20 protein-coding genes are annotated in these 23,628 nt (G+C 72.1%); 5 read left to right on the top strand and 15 right to left on the bottom strand.

All coding sequences use genetic code 11. The features are described from left to right. Window positions 1-191 precede the first annotated feature (191 nt). On the top strand, window positions 192-1,715 hold the full coding sequence (locus WME90_RS09865; protein ID WP_437283590.1) for a pectate lyase family protein: 1,524 nt from the start codon (window positions 192-194) through the stop codon (window positions 1,713-1,715). Window positions 1,716-1,797: 82 nt separating this feature from the next. On the opposite strand, the gene WME90_RS09860 is transcribed toward WME90_RS09865, so the two are convergent. The 3 genes from WME90_RS09860 to WME90_RS09850 are packed head-to-tail and all read right to left on the bottom strand — an operon-like array spanning window position 1,798 to window position 4,751. Then, window positions 1,798-2,817, bottom strand: coding sequence for a hypothetical protein (locus WME90_RS09860; protein WP_437280828.1), 1,020 nt, complete (start codon window positions 2,815-2,817; stop codon window positions 1,798-1,800). A 3-nt stretch (window positions 2,818-2,820) separates the two neighbouring features. Continuing rightward, window positions 2,821-4,119, bottom strand: a complete 1,299-nt coding sequence (locus WME90_RS09855) for a FecR domain-containing protein (protein WP_437280827.1) — start codon at window positions 4,117-4,119, stop codon at window positions 2,821-2,823. Further along, the gene (locus WME90_RS09850) at window positions 4,116-4,751 is read right to left on the bottom strand and encodes an RNA polymerase sigma factor (RefSeq protein ID WP_437280826.1); all 636 of its coding nucleotides are present in this window, start codon (window positions 4,749-4,751) and stop codon (window positions 4,116-4,118) included. The genes WME90_RS09855 and WME90_RS09850 overlap by 4 nt, the downstream gene beginning before the upstream one ends. Before the next feature lie 135 nt (window positions 4,752-4,886). On the opposite strand from WME90_RS09850, the gene WME90_RS09845 reads away from it, so the two are divergent. Then, window positions 4,887-6,620 carry a hypothetical protein gene (locus WME90_RS09845; protein ID WP_437280825.1) on the top strand — a complete coding sequence of 578 codons (1,734 nt, stop codon included), beginning with the start codon at window positions 4,887-4,889 and terminating at the stop codon, window positions 6,618-6,620. 254 nt (window positions 6,621-6,874) lie between these two features. Here WME90_RS09845 and WME90_RS09840 read toward each other — a convergent pair whose 3' ends face one another. Continuing rightward, window positions 6,875-7,543 carry a hypothetical protein gene (locus tag WME90_RS09840; RefSeq protein ID WP_437280824.1) on the bottom strand — a complete coding sequence of 223 codons (669 nt, stop codon included), beginning with the start codon at window positions 7,541-7,543 and terminating at the stop codon, window positions 6,875-6,877. Window positions 7,544-7,660: 117 nt separating this feature from the next. Further along, the gene (locus WME90_RS09835; protein ID WP_437280823.1) at window positions 7,661-8,065 is read right to left on the bottom strand and encodes a GFA family protein; all 405 of its coding nucleotides are present in this window, start codon (window positions 8,063-8,065) and stop codon (window positions 7,661-7,663) included. A gap of 324 nt (window positions 8,066-8,389) precedes the next feature. On the opposite strand from WME90_RS09835, the gene WME90_RS09830 reads away from it, so the two are divergent. After that, on the top strand, window positions 8,390-8,959 hold the full coding sequence (locus WME90_RS09830; RefSeq protein WP_437280822.1) for a hypothetical protein: 570 nt from the start codon (window positions 8,390-8,392) through the stop codon (window positions 8,957-8,959). A 28-nt stretch (window positions 8,960-8,987) separates the two neighbouring features. Here WME90_RS09830 and WME90_RS09825 read toward each other — a convergent pair whose 3' ends face one another. From WME90_RS09825 to WME90_RS09780, 10 genes are all read right to left on the bottom strand, one after another. Then, window positions 8,988-9,491, bottom strand: coding sequence for a hypothetical protein (locus WME90_RS09825; protein WP_437280821.1), 504 nt, complete (start codon window positions 9,489-9,491; stop codon window positions 8,988-8,990). 96 nt (window positions 9,492-9,587) lie between these two features. Continuing rightward, window positions 9,588-10,562, bottom strand: a complete 975-nt coding sequence (locus tag WME90_RS09820; RefSeq protein WP_437280820.1) for a hypothetical protein — start codon at window positions 10,560-10,562, stop codon at window positions 9,588-9,590. Between the two features lie 37 nt (window positions 10,563-10,599). Then, on the bottom strand, window positions 10,600-11,664 hold the full coding sequence (locus tag WME90_RS09815; RefSeq protein ID WP_437280819.1) for a hypothetical protein: 1,065 nt from the start codon (window positions 11,662-11,664) through the stop codon (window positions 10,600-10,602). After that, window positions 11,661-12,374: a hypothetical protein gene (locus WME90_RS09810; RefSeq protein ID WP_437280818.1), complete on the bottom strand. Its 714-nt coding sequence runs from the start codon at window positions 12,372-12,374 to the stop codon at window positions 11,661-11,663. The genes WME90_RS09815 and WME90_RS09810 overlap by 4 nt, the downstream gene beginning before the upstream one ends. A gap of 223 nt (window positions 12,375-12,597) precedes the next feature. After that, the gene (locus WME90_RS09805; RefSeq protein WP_437280817.1) at window positions 12,598-13,977 is read right to left on the bottom strand and encodes a DUF5050 domain-containing protein; all 1,380 of its coding nucleotides are present in this window, start codon (window positions 13,975-13,977) and stop codon (window positions 12,598-12,600) included. A gap of 343 nt (window positions 13,978-14,320) precedes the next feature. Next, window positions 14,321-15,517, bottom strand: a complete 1,197-nt coding sequence (purK, locus tag WME90_RS09800) for a 5-(carboxyamino)imidazole ribonucleotide synthase (protein ID WP_437280816.1) — start codon at window positions 15,515-15,517, stop codon at window positions 14,321-14,323. Between the two features lie 68 nt (window positions 15,518-15,585). After that, window positions 15,586-16,089, bottom strand: a complete 504-nt coding sequence (purE, locus tag WME90_RS09795; RefSeq protein WP_437283589.1) for a 5-(carboxyamino)imidazole ribonucleotide mutase — start codon at window positions 16,087-16,089, stop codon at window positions 15,586-15,588. Between the two features lie 140 nt (window positions 16,090-16,229). Beyond that, window positions 16,230-16,556, bottom strand: coding sequence for a TerB family tellurite resistance protein (locus tag WME90_RS09790; protein ID WP_437280815.1), 327 nt, complete (start codon window positions 16,554-16,556; stop codon window positions 16,230-16,232). 276 nt (window positions 16,557-16,832) lie between these two features. Then, on the bottom strand, window positions 16,833-18,590 hold the full coding sequence (locus WME90_RS09785) for a hypothetical protein (protein WP_437280814.1): 1,758 nt from the start codon (window positions 18,588-18,590) through the stop codon (window positions 16,833-16,835). Window positions 18,591-18,620: 30 nt separating this feature from the next. After that, the gene (locus WME90_RS09780) at window positions 18,621-21,425 is read right to left on the bottom strand and encodes a HEAT repeat domain-containing protein (protein WP_437280813.1); all 2,805 of its coding nucleotides are present in this window, start codon (window positions 21,423-21,425) and stop codon (window positions 18,621-18,623) included. A gap of 69 nt (window positions 21,426-21,494) precedes the next feature. On the opposite strand from WME90_RS09780, the gene WME90_RS09775 reads away from it, so the two are divergent. Both WME90_RS09775 and WME90_RS09770 read left to right on the top strand, forming a co-directional pair. Then, on the top strand, window positions 21,495-22,496 hold the full coding sequence (locus WME90_RS09775) for an LLM class flavin-dependent oxidoreductase (protein WP_437280812.1): 1,002 nt from the start codon (window positions 21,495-21,497) through the stop codon (window positions 22,494-22,496). 226 nt (window positions 22,497-22,722) lie between these two features. Further along, window positions 22,723-23,613: an AraC family transcriptional regulator gene (locus tag WME90_RS09770; protein ID WP_437280811.1), complete on the top strand. Its 891-nt coding sequence runs from the start codon at window positions 22,723-22,725 to the stop codon at window positions 23,611-23,613. The last annotated feature ends 15 nt before the right edge of the window (window positions 23,614-23,628 follow it).

Raw genomic sequence — 23,628 nt, 5'->3', positions numbered from 1 at the left:
CCACACCCCGGGGCGACGCGCCCCGCGCGCTCGCCCTCGCGCCTTTCGCCGGGCACGCCCCTGCCATCACCGCCCGCTCTGGCGACGGCTCGCGTGCGCCGGCGGGTCGCCTCCCGTCCAACGTCGCTCACGCGGACGGTGTGTGTGACGATTTCTGGAAGGTGACCGGAGGCTCGATCAACTCCGGGGGAATGAAGACCTGGGCGCGACGCCTGCCAGGCCGGGCGAGCATCTCCTGGCTGTCATATGTTGCTCTGGGCGCCGCCGCGTGGGCGTGTTCCGGGGCGCCGCACGACGGCTCCGGGAGCGGCGGAGCTCCCTCGATGGATCCTGCGGGCACGGGCGGACCGGCCCCGGGCGGCGAAACCTCAGGCGGCCAAACGTCGGGCGGAGAAGCCTCGGGCGGCGACTCCGCCTCCGGGGCCACGGCGGGAGTCGGAGGGTCCGGCGGCGCACCGAGCCCGGGTGTGGGCGGCGGCGCTGCGACGGGCGGGTCGAGCGCCGCCGAGTTCGGGGCCTTCCCCGGCGCCGAGGGATTCGGGCGGTCGGCCACCGGCGCACGGGGCGGCGATGTCTACCATGTCACAAACCTGAACGATTCGGGGCCCGGCTCCCTGCGAGACGCCATCAGCCAGCCGAACCGCACCGTGGTCTTCGACGTCGGCGGCGTCATCAAGATCGAGGCCCGCCTGGTGTTCAAGAACAACCAGACGATCGCGGGGCAGACCGCGCCGGGCGGCGGCATCACCATCTACGGGAACGGCACGTCCTTCTCCGGCGCCTCGAACACGATCGTCCGCTACGTGCGGTTTCGCATGGGCAAGATCGGCGACTCCGGCAAGGACACCGTCACCATGGCCAACGGCCATGATGTGATCTGGGACCATTGCTCGCTGAGCTGGGGGCGCGACGGCACCTTCGATCTGAACCGGGAGAGCGGGGCGGAGCTCTACAACATCACGCTTCAAGACTCGATCGTCGCGCAAGGGCTCCAGACCCACAGCACCGGCGGCATCGTCAACACGAGCGGCACATCCATCATTCGGTCCTTGTACATCGACAACAATTCCCGGAACCCAAAGGCCCGCGGGACGCTGCAGTTCGTCAACAACGTCGTCTACAACTGGGTCACCTCCGGCTACATCCTGGGCGACACCAGCGGGCGCTCGGACGGGGTGATGGTCGGCAACACCCTGATCCCCGGCCCGGACACGAACGGCGGCACCCTGGATAGCCCCACGCCCGAGTACCACATCTACGCCGTCGACAACTGGTACGATAGCAACAAGGATGGTGTCCTGAACGGCCGCCTGCTCGGCAAAGGGGATTTCGGCGCGGTGACCTGGGAGACGGCCCCGAGCGTGGAGGTCCCCGAGGTGCCCGCGATGAGCGCAAAGGACGCCTTCGACCATGTGATGAAGCACGCCGGGGCGTCCCTCTGGCGTGATCCGGTCGACGACTTCCTGATGGCAGAGCTCGCGTCCCTCGGGGCCGAGGGCGCCACGATCAGCGACGAGAAGAGCCTCGGCCTCCCCAACGCCGTCGGAGACATCCCGGGGGGCGCTGCGCCCAAAGACACGGATCAGGACGGGATGCCCGATGCGTGGGAGATCTCCGCCGCGCTCGACCCTGACGACCCCGAGGATCGCAATGGCGACCGCAACGGCGACGGCTGGACGAACCTCGAGGAGTACATCAACTCCCTTGCTCCGTGAAGCCTCGAGGGCGCGTGCGGCACGGACGAGACGCGACGCAGCGCCCTCGTGACGGACGGGCGCGCGCTCTCGCCATGCTCCTTCAGAACGAGACGCCCAGGCTGAGCGTTCCCAGGGCTTGAGCGATGAGGGGAGCGGAGCGCTCCTCATCGACGGCGATGACGGGGCGCGGCAGGAGCGTGAGACACGTGAGCTCGAGGCCGACGCTCACGCTCGGATGAACGAAGTACTGGACGCTCAGCCCCGCGTCCGCGGCAAAGCTGAAGAATTCTTCGCTGCGCCCGACGAGCGGCAGCTCGACGTCGCCGGTGGCCTCCAGGTGGTAGGCGCCGATGCCAAGGAGCGGCCCCCATTCCCAGTGGAGACCCGCAGCCGCTCCCCCGAGGTTCCAGCTGGCCCGGAGGAGCGCGAGCTCCTGGCGCACCTGGGCGGCGCCGCCTTCTGCGCGGAACTCGGCGCCAAAGACGGGACCGCCCACGAGCAGGCCGAGACGGAGGCTCTCGTCGAGGCGAACCTGCGCCCCGATCTGCACGCCGACGCCACCCCCCACCGAAGGCGTGAAGAGGGCGAGCCCTCCCGTGCTCACGTGAAAACGGGGCGGCTCCTGGGAGAAGAGGAGCACCTCGGGGGCGGGCGGCTGGGCCTCGACGCCGAGCACGTCCCGAGGGGGAGCTTGGCCCGAGCCAAGCTCGAGGAGGCTCGCGCGCAGGAGATCGACTGCGCGCACGGCGAGGAGCATCGGGCCATCGCTCGAAGGATCGATGAGGAGTTTGCGCGTGGTCGTCTTGCCGGTCACGCGATCGACGATGCACACCTCGGCGGCCGTGCCGCTGCCGTCGCGCCGCAGCGCAACCGCCGCGAAGGCCTCGCTCTCCTGCGCCTTTTGCTCGAGCTCCTCGGCGCTGGGCGAGCGCGCAGCGCTCCCGAGCACCGTCACCTCGAACGACTGCAGCTCGAGCTCGGCGCAGAGCCGCCCGAAGGCCTCGAAGAGCGTGGAATCGCTCGGGGGCGGCCGCACGACGAGCACGCGCTGCGCCCAGGCCACTCGAGGGCAGACGAGCAGCAGGAGCAGGACGAGGAGCGTTCGCGCCCGCTGGACCATCGATCAGGGCTGAGCTGCGAGCTGTCGAGCCGTCTTGGCGTGGACCCCGCTCGGATAGAGGCGCAGGTACTCTTGTGCCACCACGCGCGCGGCGGCGGGTCCTTCGAGGGTCTGGACGGTGCGCATCTTTCCCGCGAGCGCTTCGGCGGCAAATGCGCCGCTCGGCGCCTCGCGGAGCGCCGTCTCGTACCACGACTTGGCGCGCGCGGCGGCGCCGCGGCTCTCGTGGAGGCGCCCGAGCAAGAAGGCTGCGCGGCTCCCCGCGGTCGTCGCATAGCGCGCGCGCAGGGCGAGCAGGGCCTGCTCGGCGAGATCGCTCTGCCCCACGTAGCGCGCGGCGTCGGCCAGGGCGTTGAGATCGGCGGCATCACACGACGTGAGACAGCTCTGCGTGCCCCGCGCCGCGGCCTCCTGGACGACGCGCTGGAACTCGCCCTGAGAGACGAGCTTGGTCCAGGGCGGCTTGCTGCTCGGCGGGGCGACGAGGGGCGCCGGGGGCGCGGCAGAGCTCGGCGCCGGGGGAGCAGCGGGCTCCGGCGGGGCCGGTGCGACCTCGGCGTCCTGTCCCTGCGCCGCGGGAGGCGCGGGCTCGGGGCCTGGCACCGCCGTGTCGGGGCCTGGCGCCGCTGTGCTGGGGTCTGGCGCCGCTGTGTCGCTGACGAGCAGGGTCCTCGCCAGCGCGTCCCCCACGAAGCGCTGCCCCGCGCGCACGCTCACGGCGCCGGAACCGGAGTACCCCTCCACCTCGACCGCCCCCTCGCGCAGGATCACCTCGATCCGCTCGCGGTCGGCGTCCCAGAGGAGCTCGAAGCGCGTCCCCACCACGCGGACCACGAAGGGACCCGCGACGAAGCGCCAATCGCTGTGCCCGGTGTGCGTGACCTCGGCCTCGACGCGGCCGCGTTCGACCGAGATGCGGGCGCCGCTCTCGCCCTTGGTCTCGTCGATGCGGAGCCGCGTCCCCGCCGCCGCCCGGATCCGCGTCTGATCGGAGAACGTGATGGCGGCCGGGTGATCGACGGGTACGCGCACATAGCCGCTCTCGTCCGCCGCGCCCTCGACGACGTAATGGAGAGCTCGCTCCGTTCGCCAGAAGAAGAAGACGAGCATCATCACGCTCGCCGCCAGGGCGAGCGGAGCTACCCAGCGAACAACCACCCGCGTCTTGCCCGCGCGGGCCTGCTCCTCGTCGACGCGGCGCAGGAAGGCGGCGCGCGCCTCGCGGCGCTCCGGCTCGCTCAGCTGAGCGGCTCGCTGCAGGAGGGCCGCGACTTGATCGAGCTGTCGTTCGGGTTCGCTCATGGCCAAAGTCCTTCACGCCTGGACAAGAACTCCTGGAGCGCTGGCTCGCGCGCCTTGCTCAAGAACTCGCGCGCGCTCTCGAGCTCTCGGCGCACCGTCGACTCGGAGATGCCGAGGGCCGCGGCCGTCTCCAGCATTTCGAGGCCTTGCACGTGGCGCAGCACGAAGGCCATGCGCCGGCGCGTGCTCAGCTTGTCGAGCACCCTGTGGAGCGCGCGGAGCACCTCGCGATGCTCGAAGTCGACCCGATCGAGCGCGCGCTCGGGGAGCTCGCCGCTCGGGGAGAGGCCCACCCAGCGGCGTATCTTGCGCTTCCGGATCTCGAGCGCTGCCTGCCGCGCCGCCATCGACGCGAGATAGCCACGGAGGGCCCCCCCGTCCTGGATGCGCGCGGCTCCCTGGATCAGGCCCAGGAAGACCTCCTGGACCAGATCTTCGAGGCTCGTATCGGGGCCGAGGGCGCCGTAGAGCACACCTCGCACGAGACCCGAATACCTATCCCAGATGACGGCGAGCGCCTCGCGCTCTCCGGCGGCGGCGCCAGCGACCAAGCTCGCGTCCGACCGCTTGTCGTCGGGGAAGCGGGCCAAGGTGGGTCCGGGCGGCGGGACGGAGCGCGTGGGTTGAGCCACTCCCTCCTAGTTACTTGGGGGCATCCCGACCCACCAGAAAAATTGCCCCCCGCCGGGGCGCTGGATCGGAGCAGGCAACTCGAAGCATTTTGCTTGCGATCAGCGGCGTCGCCCCACAGCTTTGCCGTGTTCCCCATGCGCCTCTCCCGCAGCACCTCGCTCCTCGGAGTCGCCGCTCTCTCGGCCTCGGCCTGGGGGCTCTCCTGTGAGGACCAGCTCATCCAGACGGCCACCCGACTCCCCGGGGACACGGGCCTTGGCGGCGGCTCTCCTTCCCTCTCGGAGCTCGCCTGCGAAGGTGAGGCGCCCAAAGCGGAGCTCCCTCCGGGGGCCGCCTTCGGAGAGGGAGAGGAGCTCGCGAGCTCGCCGCTCGTCAACACGAGCTATGGCGCGCTCGAGGGCCCCGGTCTCTCGATCACGGCGCGCGATAGCTTCCGCGTCTATATCAACGGCGATCTCATCGCCGTGAGCGCGTCGGCGCGCACTCCGCTCTTCGTACCCCTCTCCTTGCTCCCGGGAGAAAACGTGATCGCCGTGAGCGTTCATGCCGCAGCCGGGACGCCCGCGGCTCTCCTCCACCTCGACGAGCTCGAGCGCGGCCATGGGAGCGGCAGCGACTGGAAGCTGAGCACCGCGCCGGAAGGAGACTGGACGGCGCTCGGCTACGACGACAGCGGCTGGCCGGAGGCGCGCGAGCTGGGGAGCGCTGGAGATCTCCCCGGCTGCGATCCCGACGCTTCCTTCCCCTCGAACACGGCGGCTCGCTGGATCGGACCTGCGCTCGGGACGAGGGGGCCCATCGCCCTCCGAAAGGTGATACGGGTCGAGCCGATCGGCTTTGGCGAGGGCACAACGGGAGGCGCGGGGGCCACGCCCGTGCTCGTCTCGACGTGGACCGATCTCGAGGCGCTCGCCCGGTCGGACGAGCCGGCCGTGCTCTTGCTCGCCGAAGGCATCCACGACTTCCGCCGCAAGGGATCGGAGGTCGCGGACATCGAGGTCTGTCCGAGCGTCTGCTCCGAGGATCCCGAGAAGACGGTTTATCAGGTCCTCACCGGGGATGCGACGTGCGAGCGCCCGCTCGTCGGCGCCACGCGGGACGCTCGCATCCTCCGCTTCGGCTCCAACAAGACCCTCGTCGGGCTCGGACGCGGCGCGGCGCTGCCGGGGGTGAGCATGAACCTCGACGCGAGCCAGAACGTGATCGTCCGCAACCTCGCCCTCTACGATCTCAACACGAACCTGCTCGAAGCGGGCGATGCGTTCACGCTGACCCAACCCTCCAGGGTCTGGGTCGATCACGCCACCGTCAAATGGATCAGCGACGCCTTCGCCGACATCCTGGCCGGCACGCGCGGGGTCACCTTCTCTTACGTCCACTTCGACGGCAGCACCGAGGCCGAGTGCGGCGGCCGCGAGCGCTGGGCCTGCACGATCACCGACTCCGAGGTGACGATGCACCACTGTCGCTTCGATGAAGTGAGCACGCGCGCTCCCGTCGCCGTCGGATCCCGAGCGCACGTCCACCTTTTCAACAATGTGTTCTCGAACATCTCGGACTGGGCGGTCGGCGCTTCCTGCGAGGGGCAGGTGCTGCTCGAGGCGAGCGTGTTCGAGAACGCCGAGGCAGCGACGCGGCGCTCGGACTGCAGCGACGCGACGGGCCGCGGGCTCCTCTTGGCCGTCCCTGGCTCGAACATCTACCGCGACGAGAGCGACATTCACCTGGGCGGCGACGGGGAGCCAGCCGATGCCGTCTTCACGCCCCCCTACGACTACGCGCCCGAGCGGGCGAGCGACGCCTTGGCCCAGGTGATCTCTCGCGCCGGCGCGGGAGGGCCCTGGGCGCTGCCGCTCGCGCGCGAGTAACGAGGCGGGGCGGGAGCAGGCCGCCCCCGAAAGCGCGGCTCGCTCGGGGATCGCCGCGCGGCGCCCTGTGCGGAGCCCATGCCGCCCCGCGCCCTCCGCGCGAGGCCGCGAGGACGGCTCCGCCGCGGCCCTGTTTTTTTCTGACGGGTATGACCTCCCTCGAACAACTCTCCCATCCGAGGTGCACCTCGGCGAGCGGTGGCATCTCGGCCACGGGTGGAGATCCTGCCCCTGGTCAACCTGGGTCGGGTCGCTCAGGGCCGGGATCCACCGCAGTCGGCGGGGCAATTGCAGTCGTTCTCACCCGCTCCGCAGGCGCCGTCGCCGCACTTCGCGCAGAGGTGCGCGTCGGGCGCCGTGGTCACGCACGCGCCGTCGATGCGCTCCATGCTCGCGATGGGCGTGAGACCCGGGCAGCAGGTCGTGAATGACTTTCCCGATGCCATCGCCCCCTCGCCCGAGCAGCGCGACGCGAGCGCTGCGCACGAGCCGTCGGCTTGCTGGAAATACCCGGGCAAGCAGTCGCACTGCGGCCACCGGGGGCGCAGCACTGGCACCGTGCCGGCCGGACCCTTCGGCCCGAGCTGCACGGAGGCCTCCGTCGGCGACCGCGCCGGCGCGGCGCCGTCCGGGCTCGCAGGCGGTGGATTCGCCCCGTCTGGGCCCGTCGGCCCCGCGGGAGGGGTGGCGATCTTGCCGTCGGGCGTCTGGGACTCGATCGGGATCCAGTCGACGATCTGGCCGTCCGGCGTGACCGTGGTGGCCACGACGTGCTGGCGGGGAGGCCGCAGCGTTCCCCCCGGCGCGCAGGGGTTGTCAGCGCCCGGGTGAGCATGAGCGGGCCCCGCCGGGTCGGGCTCCCTGGCGGCGCAGCCCGTGGCGAGGAGCAGCAGGGAGCACAGGAGCAGAGCAAGCGCTTTCATGGGCATGGAAACACGGGAGCTCGCGGGATCTTACGGTGCTGGGGCGGCGGAGGCGCCGGCGTGCGGCGGCGCCTCCGTCGATGGGCCTCCGTCCACCTCAGCCAGCGGCGGCGGCGTTCACAGGTGCCGGGTCTCTCTCGGTGGCGCGCCCCAGTTGTTGTTGCGCCCGTCGGCGTACCTGATCGGCGCCGAGACGAGCTCCTCGAGGTCCACGTCGTCCAGCGAAGCGAGCTGGACCGCCACATAGTCGCCGCCGATCTCCTCTACATGCCCGCGCCCGAACGAGCGCACGCCGCAGTGTCGACAGAACAGGTGGTGCCCGACCTTCATGCCGAACTGGTAGTCGCTCAGCGCGTCCTCGCCCGCGAGCAACCGGAACGCGTCCGGCTTGATGATCACGTTCCAGTTTCTCGTCTTGGTGCAGATAGAACAGTTGCACTTGTTGGTCCCAGCGCTCAGGTCGAGCTCGGCCTCGAAGCGGACCGCGCCGCAGTGGCAGCTCCCTGTATATGTCTTCTTCATGAGCAAACCTCCCAGCAGGATGGGCGTCCACGTTCGAACGCTCGGCGGCCCGAAAGCCTGACGGTATCGTACCCGAAGCCGCGCCGGCGGGAGCCCACTCCGGGGCGCCGCCGCGCGGTCCGGGGAGGCGCCGCGCCGGCAGCGCCGGGGCGCCCGTCGGCCGAGCCGCAAGCTCGTTGCCCTGACACACCTGTCGTGCGCCGCTCGCGGGGCATTTGGCACAACGGATCGGGAGGGCCGACTTCTTGCGCCCGGACAGGTGGCCTGCCCGTTGCTACGCCAGCGCATCCATTCACGGCGGTTCCGCCGAAGAGAGGATGCTCCATGACCCTATCTCTTTTTTCCCTCGCCCCACTCGGCTCTCGTGCGCGCAAGGCCGCCGCGCTCGCCGCCGGGTTCGCCATGGCCGCCGCCGTGTCCGGCTGCATCATGAACCCGAAGGCATGCACCGAGATGGCCTGTTCCGACGGCTTCTCCGTCACCGCCGCGACGGCGGACAAAAGCTGGCCAGCGGGAGAGTACACGCTGGAGCTCGCGGTGGACGGCAACGCGGTGTCGTGCGCCTACAGCTGGACGAACACGCCGAAGGTCGGCGACGGCGGCGTGTTCGTCCAGTGCAGCCCGACCGTCAGTGTTTCGATAAATCCGGTGACGATCTGCACGGAGACGAGGCGCGGCGACGCGGTCTCCCAGAGCTGCACCCCGGCCCCCGGGCAGTTCACGCAGCTGCTCGCGGTTGGTGGCACGCCGACGCGCGTCGACGTCGTCGTGCGGCGGGACGGCGCCCTCCTCGGAGAGCGGAGCTTCACCCCCGCCTACCGGACATGGTACCCGAACGGCGAAGGCTGCGGGCCTGCGTGCCGACAGGACACGCAGGACTGGGCGCTCCCGTAGCCGTCGGCGCCGAAGCGGAGGCGCCTCGCTAGTCCCACCGACCGGAGAGGACGGCCCTCATCCGGTCGATCCGCAGCGCCCGCTCCAGGGCGCGCCCCTCGTAGGCGCTGAGCAGCGCTGGGAGCGCCTGCCGGGCCAGCGCCAGCAGCGCGCGGCGGCGGACCTCGGGATCGAGCCTGCCCTCGGTGACGATCTGGCTGAAGGCGAGGGCGAGGAGCGCCTCGTCGCGGGTCAGCAAGCCATACTCGTCCTCCTCGCCGAGCGCCTCGACCTCGGCCGCGTCCACGGCGTCCCAGCCGCTATTGCCGACCTCCCAGCGCTCGAGGAGCTCGCCGAGGAGCTCGATGGGGCTCCCCTTCGGGTGCTCGTCGCGGAAGTCGCGGAACGCGGTGAGCGTCTCGTGCGCGGTCTCGTTGCCGAACGGCGCGGTCTCGTCGGTGAGCGACCAGAAGAACGGGTCGGTCAGGGCCGCGGCGGCCCGGGGGTGGCAGTCGTCGGGGGACAGGTCGGGGAGCTCGGGCGCTTCGATCATGGGAGAGGGCTTTCCGTCGGGTGAGGCGCGGCCGCGCCGCGCCGCCACCTTACCGCGTCGGGGCGCGCCATCCGAGCGCGGCGCCGTCGTCCCTCGTCATTTCCAGCGCCACTTGCCCCTGCCCTTTCCCTTGCCCTTGTGGACGACGATCACCCGCCGGCCGTCGTCGTCATCGTCGTGCACCACCACGGTCGGCTTGACGTCGACCTTCACGGCCCACGTGGTGGCCACCAGGATGCCGATCACCGGCGCGCTCGGGCCGACCACGATCACCGCGCCTGGCCGGTAGCCGCAGAGGACCACGTGCGTGTGCCCGCCTTCCTTGAGCACCACCGTGATCTTTGTCGGATTGACCTTCACGCTCAGCTTGCCCGTGAAGTAGAGCCGGTCGGGCCCGGGCGCGAGCACGATGACGTCCGGGCCCTTCGCCGTCTGGACCGCGAGCTTGATCTCGCGATCGCCGATCGGCACCGGCTTGAGGTTGAGATCGAGCACGTACACGCGCAGATCGCCGCTCTCCTTGTCGGCGACGATCTCCACGATGTCGTCTCCGACCGGCTGGAGCACACCCCCGTTCGGGCCCTTCGTCCCGTCGAGCTGGGTCGTCTGGTGTTCCCTGGCGCTCTCCTGGAGCTCTCGGGTCCCGCCGCGAGGCACGTGCAGCACCCCCTTGAACGGCTCGCCCTTCACCTTGAGCTCGTAGCTGACCTCCGTGAGGTCGTCCTCGAGCGGCGCGAGCTTGGCGAGCAGCACGCCCCCCGACTTGGGCTCCGGCACGAGCGCCGCGGTCATGGGGGCTCCGCCCTTGCCAGGCGCCTTGACCGAGACGTTGCCCGACACGTCCGCCTCGATGGGCTTGCCGTCGCGATCCTTCACGAGCGCCGTCACCTGCCCGTCCTGGGCCACCGTCATGACGACGGAGCCGGGCTCGTGCTGCTCTGTCAGGGCCCAGTTGTCCTCGATGCTCTCCGCCGTGATCTGCGGCGACTTGCTGCAAGCGGAGGAGACGAGCGCCGCGGAGGCGACCCCGAGCGCAAAGGCCATGGACCGGAGACAACGTTGGATTCGCATACACCCCTCTTTGGCGACCCTTGAAGGCGCGATCGCCTCATACCTGCTTGCGTGTGACGGACCAGATGAATCCGTCGTACCAGAAGTGCATCAGCGCGACGGTCTGCGTGATCGACCACAGCGCGCGGTCGTCCGCCGGCGCGAGCTCGGCCCAGACGCCGTACGCAAGGACGCCCGCGAGGAAGACCGCCGCCGCGATCGGCGCCCCGGCCCGGAGCGCGTCGAGGCGAAGCCGGCGGCGCAGGCGGCCGCCCTCCGACCACCAGACGAGCGCCAGATACTGCACGACGTGGAACAGGTTCATGATGAAGAAGGCCTGTCCCCACGGGTTGAAACCCCACGTGTAGATCGAGCAGAGGCCCGTGCTGACGAGCAGCCACACCTTGGGGAACGACACCCGGTACCCCCGCCGGTGCATCGCGCGGTAGGCGAGCACATAATAGAGCAGGAACAAGGTGCCCGCGGCGATGACGGCCCAGCAGATGGCGCGGTGGCTCGACGTCATCAGCGTCGGGACGGCGGTGAAGAAGGCGGCCCCCACGTCCTCGAAGGCGTCGAAGCTCTGGAAGTGGAGGAGCATCGTCGCGCCGCCCAGGATGGGTCCGGCATAGAGGACGAGGTTGAGCCACAGATCCAGCCGGCGGCCGAGCGCCGGCGCGTTCCCCGCGCGCGCGTCGTACATGCGCCCGAGGCCGAACGTCTGGAGCGCCGAGTGGTAGACGTCCCAGAACACCACGAGGACCGAGACGCAGGCGACGGCCCACGTGGACAGCATCATCGCGGCGAACAGGGCGACCGGCGCCGCGAGGAAGCGGAGCCGGTGCTGCCGGAAGATGTCCGCGTTGCCGTGGCTCCGGAGGAGCACCGCGGCGAGGTGGCCGTGGATGAGCGTGCCAATGAAGAGCCCCTCCCACGTGACCTTCTCCCCGCGAAGCCTGAACCTCGCATCCGCGAACGGCGTCCCCGCAATCAGAGCGCCCACGGCCAGCGCGACGAGCGGCGGGAGCAGGAAGAAGGCCCAGTCGTACCAGGGGCCGACAATGTAGGACGCCCTGCCAGCGGCGAGCAGCGCAGGAGAGGCAGGCTCGGCCCGTGCGCTCATGCGGGACGCTCGTCCGCCGCCGGCCGCGGCTCCGGAGCTGCTTGCGAGAAGCCGATCGTCCACCCCTGCACGGCGAGATGGTCGACGAGCGAGAGCAGGAAGAGATTCACGCCGAGCATCTCCAGCGACTCCTCCGCGAAGTCTATCAGCGCGTAAACCAGGTTGTCGCTCCCGGCCCGCTCGGTCCAGTACCCGAGCGGCAGCTCCAGGACGAGGGCGCCGGTGACATAAATCCCACCCGAGAGGAGGAATCGATTCCTCGTAGCTCGCGGGAGGTGCGAGAGGAACTTGAGGTATGCGACCGCGAACACCGCCACCACGACGGCCGCCGGGATCACCCAGCTGAAGTACAGGACCCCGCCCAGATCGAGCCAGGAGCTCGCCGCTTCATGGATCTCGACCACCTCGTCGAGCGAGATGTAGAGGAACGCCGCGGAGAGCCCCCACCAGTGCTTCACGAACTCGCCCGTGCGACGCGCGCCGACGGCAATGACAGCGAGCGTGAGGGAGCACACGAGCAGCAGGGACGAGGTGTACCACGTGGGCACATTCTGTTCGTAGCTCAGCGAGAGCAACGGGACGATACCGCTCCGGCTCCTCAGGTGGAGAACCGGCTTGAGCACCTCGACGGCGAGCCCGGCGCCCGCAATGACCGCCATCACGGCGAGCAGCACGACCCGCAGCCGGGCTCTCGGGAGGGTGATCTGCATCCAATCAAGAGAACTACGCCAGGACGCCGGATGCGGTCAATGCGTAAGACATCCGACGTTGGCACAGAAGGGCGGCGCAGCGCGCCCAACGACCGGGCTCGGGAGCGCTCGCCATGCGCTCTCGAGGCCGCCTTCGTTGCAATGCGGTGAGGGCGAACGGGCACGATTCGTCGCGTTCGCCCCTGCTGTCATGCTTCCCGCAATCGCCGCCGGACGCGCACGCTCAAGGAGCGCTGTAGGACACGATCTGGCCTTCGAAGCGGTAGTCTCCGCCGTTGGTCCAGAACACGTCCTGACCTTCCGGTGCGATGATACGCCAGGCGAAGTGCTGGCCGAGCGCGAGCACGGTGGTCGTGTTGCTCACGAGATCATGCGCCTGGACGCTCCGGTTCCGGCTCATGTCCGTCGAGAAGAGCGTCGAGCCCCGGATGGCCAGCCCCGCCATCGAGCCCCCTTGATAGATCAGGGTCTTCGCCCCTCCGGCGATCGGCGCCTTGAACACGCCCCCGTCGCCGGCGTTGGCCCAGTAGACGAACTCCGCGTCCACCGCGATCCCGGCCGGCTCGCCCTCGTTCTCGGCGATGACGGTCACGTCCCCGCCCGACTTCGCCACCTTGTAGACCTTGTTCGTCGTGTCGGCGCCGGTCCAGTAGATGTTCTCTGCGTCCTGCGCCAGGTGCTCCGGCTTGCCGGCGTCCGACGCGAGCACGACGGGCTCGCCGCCGTCGAGGGGCATCTTGTAGATGTTGTGTCCGTCGCCGTCGCCGAAATAGACGGACGACTCGTCGCCGATGACGCTCAGCACGTAGCCGACCTCGGCCAGCGTCTCCACCTCGAGGCTCGATTTGTCGACGCGCTTGAGCGCCGAAGGGATGACCGGATCGTTGTCTCCGCCGCTCGCCCAGTACACGTGGGAGGCGTTGACCCACAGCGCCTTGGGGTCGGGATCCGCCGGCGTCATCGCCTCCGCGTCGGTGGTGCCCGGCTTGACGCGATAGATGAAGCCGTCGTTCGAGTCCGCGGGCGCGGTGTCCTCGGTGCCGCCGCTCGCAAAGTAGAGGTAGGTGTCGTCGGCGGCGATCGCCATCGGGTAAGCGTGCTGGTTCGCCATCACCGCCGCCGGGATCATCGCGGCGTAGAAGGTGCCAACGGAGGTAGTCTCCGTGGTGAGATCAGCGGCGGAGACTTGGTGAAGCGCGAGCGGCGTGAAGTCGTCGGAGCCCGTCGGCGCGGAGAAGCCATAGGCATCGAGGACGGTGTTTTCCCCGAGCTCCGCGTCGAGCTCGACGGTGATAGGCAGCGTGAGCTTGATCGGCTTGGCGAACGTCTGCCCCTCCGGACCGAGGCGGTACATCGGCCCCACCGCGCCCTCGCCGGCGGCATCGACATGCTCGATGGTGAGCTCCGTCGCCGCGCCGACCGCCCCCGGCGGCACTTCGATCCTGAATCCATCATCCCCGGTGAAGACCCCGCCCTGCGCGTCGACGGAGAACTGGGGCTCGGTCCCCGGCGTGGCGTCGTCGCCCGCATCCGACCCCCCGCACGCCGCGCTGCCCAGCCCGGCCGCCGCGCAGGCCAACACCATGAATGAGGCTCTTTTCATCGTCTTGCTTCTCCGCGGGCGGTCGCCACCGCCCATCATTGACAGGGTTGCAAGCAGGGGCACGATCGGAGTCTCAGCGCCAGCCACGCCGATGGAGGCGCCGAGCCTGAGCACGTGAGAACACACTCCCCTACCCGCCCTGGACGTCCCAGGCATGCAGTCGCGCCTCGGCTCGCCGGCGGCTCATGAATCGGCACGATGGAACGACCGCGCCGCGCGTGCGCTCGACAACGCGCCTACCGGGGACCCGCCCCTGCGCGCTGCTGGGAGATGGGGAGATGGCGCATCGCGCGCCGGACCCTCGCGAGCGCCGGCGCGCCGAAAGGAGCCCGCTGGCGGCCGGTCAGCGCCCGGAGAGCGGCAGTCCGGCCTGCGCCGAGAGGCGGGCCATCGCGAGCTTCGCGGCGACGAGCGCCTCCTCCGGCGTGCGGCCCGTGGCCGAGAGGTGGCCCATCTTGCGGCCGGGGCGCGCGACCCGCTTGCCGTAGAGGTGGAGCCGGACGCCCGGGATCTCCAGCGCGGCCTCGAAGGGCGGCGGCGCGTCGCCGAGCCACACGTCGCCGAGCAGGTTGAGGATCGCGGCGGGGCGGACGATCTCGACCGAGCCCAGCGGCAGGTCGCACACGGCGCGGACCGCCTGCTCGAACTGGCTCGTCGCGCAGGCGACCTCGGACGCGTGGTAGCTGTTGTGGGGCCTCGGGGCGAGCTCGTTGATGAGCAGGCGGCCGTCCCTGAGCAGGAACAGCTCGACGACGAGCAGCCCCTCGACGCGAAGGCCGACCGCGAGGTCGAGCGCGATCTGCACCGCCTGCCCCGTCACAGCGGCCGAGAGCGGGCCCGGCAGCAGCGACCAGTCGAGGATCTGATCGACGTGGTGGTTGAGCGCCGGGGGGTAGACCGCGAGCTTGCCGCTCGGGCTCCGCGCGACGAGCACCGACAGCTCGGCCTCGAGGTCGAGCGCCTGCTCGACCACGCAGCGCTGGCCGCCGAGCGACGCGAAGAGCGCCGCGGCCTCCCGCCCGCGGTCGCCGGCGCCGCCCTCGTCCAAGCGCGCGTCCCCGGAGAGCCGCAGCTGCCCCCGGCCGTCGTACCCGCCGACGCACGACTTCACGAAGCACGCGCCGCCCATGGCGCGCGTCGCCTCGAGGAGCTGCTCGCTCGTCGCGACCTCGCGGAAGGGCCCGACCGGGAAGCCGTTGCGCGAGAGCCAGCCCTTCTGGACGCCGCGGTCCTGCACCATCGCCAGCAGGTCGGCCGACGGGCGCACCGGCGCGAACTTCGCGGCGGCCGCGAGGCCGTCCGTGGCGACCTTCTCGATCTCGAGGGTCACCACGTCGCACTGCGACGCGAGCTCGGCCGCCTGCGCCACGTCGTCGAACGACGCGACGATGCAGCGATCGAGCACCGATCGGGCCGGGCAGTCCGGATCGGGGTCGAGCGCGTGGACCTTGTACCCGAGCGTTCGGGCGGCCAGCGCCGTCATGCGGCCGAGCTGGCCGCCACCGAGGATACCGAGCGTGGAGCCGGGAGCGATGGGCATTTCGGGAGGACCTGTTACGAAGAGGAGAGACGAGATCAGATGAGGCGAACGCGCCAGAGGCGGACGCGCTAGACGATGATCGAGTCGCGTAGCACCGCCGCCTCCTGCGCGCCGCGGAAGGCGGCGAGGCGCTCGCGAAGCTCCGGGTGCTTGCCCGACAGGACCGCCGCCGCGAACAGGGCCGCGTTGGCCGCCCCGGGCTTGCCGATCGCCATCGTCGCGACGGGGACGCCCTTCGGCATCTGGACGATCGAGAGCAGCGCGTCCATGCCGTTCAGCGCCGTGGCGGGGATGGGCACGCCGATGACCGGCAGCACCGTCTTCGCGGCGACCATCCCGGGCAGGTGGGCGGCGCCGCCGGCGGCGGCGATGATCACCTCGATCCCGCGCTCCGCGGCCGTGCTCGCGTACTCGAACATCCGGTCCGGCGTGCGGTGCGCCGAGACGACGCGCACCTCGTGCGGGATGCCGAGCTGCGTGAGCAGCTCGCTCGTGACGGCGAGGTGCTCGTAGTCGCTCTTGCCGCCCATGATCACGCCGACCCAGGGCTTCTCGGCCGCGCTCGCTCCCATTTCGGCGGGGGTCCGGCCCTCGCCGGCCCCACCCTGCGCCATCGTGCTCATCGTTCCACCGCTCGCCGGCTCATCGTCCATCCGTCATCGGTCATCTGTCATCCGTCGACGCGTCCATCCGTCGACGCGTCGCGCCCGGGTCAGCGCGTGAGCTGATCCAAGAGGCTCAGGTTCTCGCGCTCCTCATCGCCGATCTCGCCGTCGGACGAGATCATCTCGCGCGCGGCGTCCAGGAAGAGCTGCCGGTGCGCGCGCGGGATCTTCATCGGATCCACGTCGTCGGCCGCGGGCGGCACCTCGAGCCAGCCGCGCACCTGCTTGGCCTCCTCCGCGTCCAGGTGGAGCCGCAGCATCATCTTGCGCACGAACTCGCGCTCCTGGTCGCGCACCTGGAGGTCGGCCCACGCGAACGAACAGATGAACCGCATCAGCTGGAGGCGTTCTTCGCGAGAGAGCTTGTGGAGCATGGGAGGGGACTCTAGCCCGGATCCGCCAGGGTTTTGTGTGGAAATCAGCGAGCAATCGCCGTAAGGGGATTCCCGGTTCCGCGGTTGCCTTCCCGCGGTTGCCTTCCCGCGGTTGCCTTCCCGCGCTCGCGCTGCCGCGCTCCCGCGCTCGCTTTCGCGCGCTCCCGTATTCCCGCGCTCGCGTTCCCGCGTTCCCGCCCGCGGGTCTTGATGACGGGCCCGCGCGCTCCGGCGCGGGTCGCCGCAGCGCCCGCCCGGGCGCCTGCTCGCGGCGGCTCAGCGGTACGGGCGAGCGACGCGCGGGCCGCGCAGGAGCGCCGCCACGTGCAGCTGCGCGCCGAGCAGATCGCGCAGGATCGCTGGGTCCTCGAGCGGAGCCGGCAGCGTGGCCACGATGGCGTGCGGGGCGATCCGGAGCGCGCGCGTGCGGGCCTGCAGGCGCTTGACCGCCTCGCGCGCGCCGGGCGAGGCCGCGCGCAGCTGCTCCGGGTCGTCTGGATCGAGCGCCGCGTCGAGGGGCGGATCGACAACCAGCGTGATCTCGGAGCGCTCGGGGTGCGGACCTCGCTCGAAGCAGGTGTCGACGTGGAACGTGGCGCCGTCGACCTGCGCGTCCCGGATGCGCATCCGGCCCACCTCGAGGCGGCCATGGACCTCGGACGCGAACCGCTCCCAGGCCACGCGCATCCCCGCCATCGGCGTGGGCGGCGGGATGCGCGCCCCCGCGGCGCTGATCTCGGCCGCAAGCGCGGCGAGGTGCTCCAGGAACGCGCCGAGCCAGGGCTGATCGTGGCCCGGCGTCCGGGAGCGGACCGACACGTGCTCGTCGTCGAGCCGGACGTCGTCGAAGGCGAGCAGCGCGCGGCGCAGCGGCCCCGCGACGACGGCGCGGACCTGGCCGGGATCGCGCCCCCGCACGCGGTAACGGCGGCCGAAGCCCTCGTCGTCCTCGGACGACAGCGCGAGCAGGAAGCGCTTCACGCCGACGTCCAGGTCGAGCCCCCACGAGGGCCAGCGCAGCTCGCCCGCGAGCGCGCCGCTCGACGAGGAGCCCGCGTCGATCCACACCGACGCCGCGCAGCCGGCGAGCGCGCCCGAGAGGCGCAGCTCCAGCGCGTCGAGCGACATGCCGTGGCGCGCGCCGACCGCCTCCCAGACGGCGCGCCACCTCCCCGAGCCGATCTGCCGCCGCATCGCGCCGGCCCCGGGCGGGCTGTCGAAGACGCCGAGCACGAGCGGCGTCGTGTGGACGACGCCGTCCGCGCGCGCGAGCTCGACGCGCACCTCGAGCCCCCAGACGAGGGCGACCCACCCGGCGTCGAACGACGGCGCGACCGAGCGGGGGATCCGGAACCGGAAGGGCAGCTCCCGCCCCTCGTCGCGGCTGTCCGCGCGGCGGAAGGCGGTGAAGCGGTGCGCCTCGGTCGCGCGGTTCGGCGCGGAGCGGTCCGCGCTGAGGAGGCGCTCGACGCCGACCAGCGAGATCTCGATCCCGCGCGCGCCGCGGCCCTGCACGTTGCCGAGCGCCACCGCCCCCGAGATCTCGTCGCCCGGCGCGAAGACGCGATCGTCCAGCGAGACCTCGACGAAGGGGCTGTCGCCGCGCGCCGTGGTCCCCGCGGCCGGCGACCGGGCCGGGCGCGTGACGGGGCGAGGCGTGACGAGCACCTCGTAGGACTCCTGGACGTCGAGCCACCACGGGATCGCGATGGAGAGCGTGATGCCGTAGCGGATCTCGGCGCGCGTGCCGAGGTACGAGCAGGGCGCGTCGGCCGGGAGCGGGAAGCTCGCGCGGTAGCGCTGCTCGCCCTCCGGGAGCGTCGTCGGCCCCGAGACGCGGGCGACGAGCGAGAGGAAGTGGGGCGGCACGAGGACGCGCTCCTCGACGCGCGCGACCTGCATGCCCTCCAGGTGGAGCTCGATCGCGTCGACCGGCGTCCTCCCGCGGCAGCGGAGCACGAGCTCGACGAGGATGACGTCGCCCGGGTGGACGGTCCTGGACATCCGGAGCTCGACGTCGGGTCGGGTTCGCATGGTGTCCGGCTCAACGCGGCGGGCGCGGGCTCACTTCACGAGCGGCGCCGGGACGGTCAGGCGGATCGGCCCTCGGGGAGCGCCGCGCTCGAAGAGCTCCCCCCGCCGATCCGCGACGCCGAGGCGCATGAGCCCGTCCGCGCGCACGAGCGCGAAGGGGGCGCGCGGCGCCGGCGTGTCGCGGGCCGAGCCGCCCCGGCCCGCGTCGAACGGGATGACGAAGACCACGACGTCCTCGGCGCCGGCGGCGGGCGCGCGGGGCGGCGTGGCGGGCGGCGCGCCGGGCGGCGCGGCGCGGGCGCAGCGCCCGGCGACCGTGGCGTTCCTGTCCTCGGCGGCGCAGCGGGTGAGCGCGCGGCGATCGTCGTCGTCGGCGCTCCGCCCGAGGTGATCGGCGGCGGCGAGGCGGACCGCCTCGGCCGGGTCGCGCGCGAGCAGGTCGCGGGCCGCGTCGCCGTCGCAGCGGGCGCCGGCGACGGTGAGGCCCGCGAGCGCGTTGGCCCGCACGTAGGGGCGCGCGTCGGGGAGCGCCGCGCAGAGCCCCGCGGCCGCGCGCGCGGGCTGCCCGGCGCGACCCGCGATGCGCCCGATCGCGCCCGCCGCGTTGCCCGCCACGGCGGCGTCGGGGTCCTTGAGGAGCGGCAGGAGCAGCGGCAGCGCGTCCTTGTCTCCGGCCGCGCCCAGCGACCAGACCGCGTTGGCGCGGACGCCTGGATCCGGATCGCCGGCGAGCTTGCGGAGCGCGGGCGCGGCCTCCGGGTGCCCCGCGAGCGCCTCGGCGATCTTGCGGCGATCGTCGATGGGCGCCGCCGAGATCATCCGCGCGAGCGCGGCGCCCGCGGCCTGGGCCGGCATGCGGCCGAGCCCCTCGATCAGCGCGTCGCGCGCGGCGTCCGGCGCGCTCGCGATCGCGGACGCCACCTCGTGGACGAGGCCCTTGCCGCTCGCGTCGCGCGCGTCGCTCGCGGCCTTTGCGCTCGCTGCGCCCCCGGCGCCGCCGGCGTCGTCCGCGCGCGAGAGGGCGCCGGAGAGCGCGATGCCGAGCGCACCGCGGTCCTGCTCCGCGGCGACCGTGAGGCGCTGGAGCAGCGGTCGGGCGCTCCCTGGGCCAGCGACGCGGGAGAGCGCGATCGCCGCCCGGAGGCGCACGTCGGCCGACTCGTCGTCGAGCGCCTCGATCAGCGCGGCGTCCACGGACGCGCCGAGCTCGCCCGCGGCGCGCGCCGCCCCGAGCGCCTCGATCACGGCGAGGCGGAGCGGCGTGGAGCGCGCCTTGGCGAGCGGCAGCAGCACCGCCTGGGCGCGCGGCGAGCCGGTGCGCCCGAGCAGCTGGACGAGGGCGAGCTTCTCGTCGGGCGCGGTCGCCGGGTCGACGAGCAGCGCGCGCGCCGGGTCGACCGCGCGCCCGTCGGGCCGCGCCGGATCGAGCAGCGCGGTCGCGGCGCGGATCGCCTCCGCGCGGACCGCGGGATCGGCGTCGCCGAGCAGCTCCAGCACGCTGGGCAGCGCCGCGGGGTCGCCGAGCGCGCCGAGGGCGCGGAGCCCGTGCCGGAGCGGGACGACGCCCCGCTGCATGCCCCGAACGAGCGCGGGCAGCGCTTCCCTGGCCTTGAGCTCGCCGAGCACGAGGGCGGCGCCCGCCGCGGTGTTGGCCGACGGCGCGGCCGCGAGCGCGGCGATGAGCGCCGGGACGGCCGCGGCGCCGGCGCTGACGAGGGCGTCGCGGACCGCGGAGCGCGGCGCCGCGGGGTTGTCCTTCGCGAGCGCCGCCAGCAGCGCCTTGACGGCCGCCTCGGAGCCGATGCGGCCGAGCGCCCGGAGCGCCGCCTCCCGCACGTCGTTGCTCGAGGTCGCGCTGTCGGACGGCCGCGCCCCGGGGAAAACGCCGGCGGCCGCCGGCGACGCCGTGACGAGATCGGCGATCGCGGACGTCGCGTCGTCCGAGCGCAGCCGGCCGAGGGCGGTCACCGCCTCGACGCGCACGTCCTGGGAAGCGTCCTGCAGCGCGAGCAGGAGCGCGCTGACCGCGCGCGCGTCTCCGAGCTCTCCGAGCGCCCGCGCCGTGGCCCTGCGGACCTCCGGGACCGAGTCCTGCACCTTGCCGATGAGCGGCACGACGGCGCGCGCGTCGCCGATCCGGCCGAGCGCGCGCGCGACCTCCGCGCGCACCTCCGGCGCGGTGTCGTCGAGGTGGCCGAGCAGCGGCGAGACCGCCTCCGGGAGCCCCGCCGCGCCCATCGCGGTCGCGGCGGCGAGGCGCACGTGCGGATCGGGATCGCCGAGCACCCGCCCGAGCGCGACGACGGACCGGTCCGTGGGCGCCGCGCGGATCACGTCGCAGGCCGCGAGCCGGAGGCGCGCGTCGCCCTCGCCGAGCCACTCGATCACGAGGTCCCCCGCGCGCGGCATCCGGAAGCGCACGGCGGCCCCGGCGAGGTGCAGCCGCACCTCGACGTCCGGGTCGCTCATCCCTCGCTGGATCAGCCCGATCGCCGTCTCCGGGGCCAGCTCGCCGACGCGGGCCGCGGCGAGGCGCCGCTCCGAGACGTCGCCCGACGTCAGCGCGCGCGCGATCTTCTCCGGCACGTTGGGCCAGAGGGACGCGGCCGCGCCGCCGGGCTGTCCGAGCGCGGCGGCCGCGGCGGCGACGACGAGCAGGACCTGCGGGAAGCGGCGCAGCGGCGAGGACGAACGGCGCACGAGCCGAGCGTAATACAGCGGGCGCGGCCGCGTCATGGCGTTCCAGACGGCTCGAGCGCCGCGGGGCGGCGCGCCGCCGGGCCGGGCGCTGGCAGCGGGGTTCTCCTTGCCGTGCCCGCGCGCGGAGACCGCCATGAGCTGCGCCGATCCCGGAGCGCTCCCGGAACCGTCCAGGCCGTGCAACAGTCTGGCGAGGTGCCCGACATGATTCCTTTCTCCGTTCTCGACCTTGCCCCGATTGTCCAGGGCGGAGACGCCGCGCAGGCGCTCCGCGACACGCTCGATCTCGCGCGCCACGCCGAGCGGCTCGGTTATCACCGTTACTGGCTGGCCGAGCACCACAACATGGGCGGCGTGGCCAGCGCCGCGACGTCGATCGTGATCGCGCACGTGGCCGGCGGCACCTCGACGATCCGCGTGGGCGCGGGCGGGATCATGCTGCCCAACCACGCGCCCCTCGTGATCGCCGAGCAGTTCGGCACGCTGGCGTCGCTCTTTCCGGGGCGCATCGATCTGGGCCTCGGGCGCGCTCCTGGCACCGACCCGGTCACCGCCCGCGCGCTCAGGCGCAACCTGGCCGGCGACGCCGACAGCTTCCCTCAGGACGTCCTGGAGCTCATGGGCTACTTCCGCCCGGCGGAGCCTGGGCAGCTCGTGCAGGCCGTGCCGGGCGCCGGGCTCGGCGTGCCGATCTGGATCCTCGGCTCCAGCCTCTTCGGCGCGCAGCTGGCCGCGGCGCTGGGCCTCCCCTACGGCTTCGCGTCCCACTTCGCGCCGGGCCAGATGACGCAGGCGATCGCGCTGTACCGCAGGGAGTTCCGCCCCTCGACGCAGCTCGCGGAGCCCCGCGTGATGCTGGGGGTCAACGTGGTCGCGGCCTCCACCGACGAGGAGGCTCGCCGGCTGTGGACCTCGCTCCAGCAGGCCTTCGTCAACCTGCGCCGCGGCCGCCCGGGGCCCTTTCCTCCGCCGTCCGACGACTTCGAGCGCAACCTGAGCCCGCTGGAGCGCGCCGGCCTCCAGCAGGCGCTTTCCTGCTCGGTCGTCGGCTCGCCCGAGACTGTGCGGCGCGAGCTGGGCGCGTTCATCGCCCGCACCCGCGCCGATGAGCTCATCGTGACCGCGCCGATCTTCGATCACGCCGCGCGCGTGCGCTCGCTCGAGCTCACGGCGGCGGCGCGCGACGAGCTCGCCCACGGCGGGTGAGGCGCCTCGCCGGTGGCCCAGGCCTGTGCCGGGGCCAGGCACAAATTCCAATACAGGAGAATTTTTCACCCAGCTCGGGAACGTGCGCCACCACCGGCCAGGCTCCGTCGCGCGCCTGGGCCACCCGCGGCCCCTCGGGTCCCGATCGCCGTGAAGTTCAGCAACTTCGGTCAGGCACGGCGGGCGGCGCCTCGTTACCTTGCCTCTCGCCGAGGAGGACACCGCTTTGACCGAAGCCGCCGCGAACGCCTATATCGTCAGGTTCCGCAGGGTGCTCGAGCATATCGACGCGCACCTGGACGAGGACTTGACGCTCGATCGGCTGAGCGGCGTCGCCGCGTGCTCGAAGTACCACTTTCACCGGCAGTTCTCCGAGCTGTTCGGGATGGGAGTCCACGAGTACGTCAAGCTCGTCCGCCTCCGGCGCGCGTCCTACCGGCTCGCGCTCCAGGAGCGGGAGCACGCCCGGATCATCGATATCGCGATGGCGAGCGGCTACGAGAGCGCCGAGGCCTTCTCGCGCGCCTTCAAGCGCGCCTTCGGGCAGTCCCCGTCCGAGTTCCGGGAGCAGCCCCTGTGGGACCCTTGGCACGCGACCCATGAGCGCCTGAGAGAGACAAGGGCCCTCCCCGTGAAGGCCGCGCACCGCGCCGAGGACGTGGCGTTCGTGCGGTTCGAGGAGACGCGCGTCGCCGCCTTCGAGCACCGGGGCGACCCGAAGCGGATCCTGGAATCGGTGCGCCTTTTCATCACGTGGCGCAAGGAGAACAAGCTCCCGCCGAGGATCAGCGCGACCTTCAACATCCTGTATGACGACCCGGCCGAGTCACCGCCGGAGGCCTACCGCGCGGACATCTGCGCGGGCATCCATCGCCCCGTTGCCGAGAACCAGCACGGCGTCGTCGAGAAGGCGATCCCCGGCGGCCGCTGCGCCGTCCTGCGGCACGTCGGGTGCGACGACACGCTGTACGAGGCGGTGAGGTACCTCTACGCGACCTGGCTCCCCACGAGCGGCGAGGAGCTGCGGGATTTCCCGCTCTTCCTGCGACGGGTGCGCTTCTTCCCGGAGGTGTCCGATCACGAGGCCGTCACGGATGTCCTTCTCCCGCTCCAGTGAGCTTCTGATGAACAG

The organism is Sorangium sp. So ce375, assembly GCF_051473855.1.
In the GTDB taxonomy this organism is placed as follows: Bacteria; Myxococcota_A; Polyangia; order Polyangiales; family Polyangiaceae; genus Sorangium.
The sequence above is the reverse complement of the archived record's forward strand: the minus strand, read 5'-3'. Positions and strand labels throughout refer to the sequence as shown.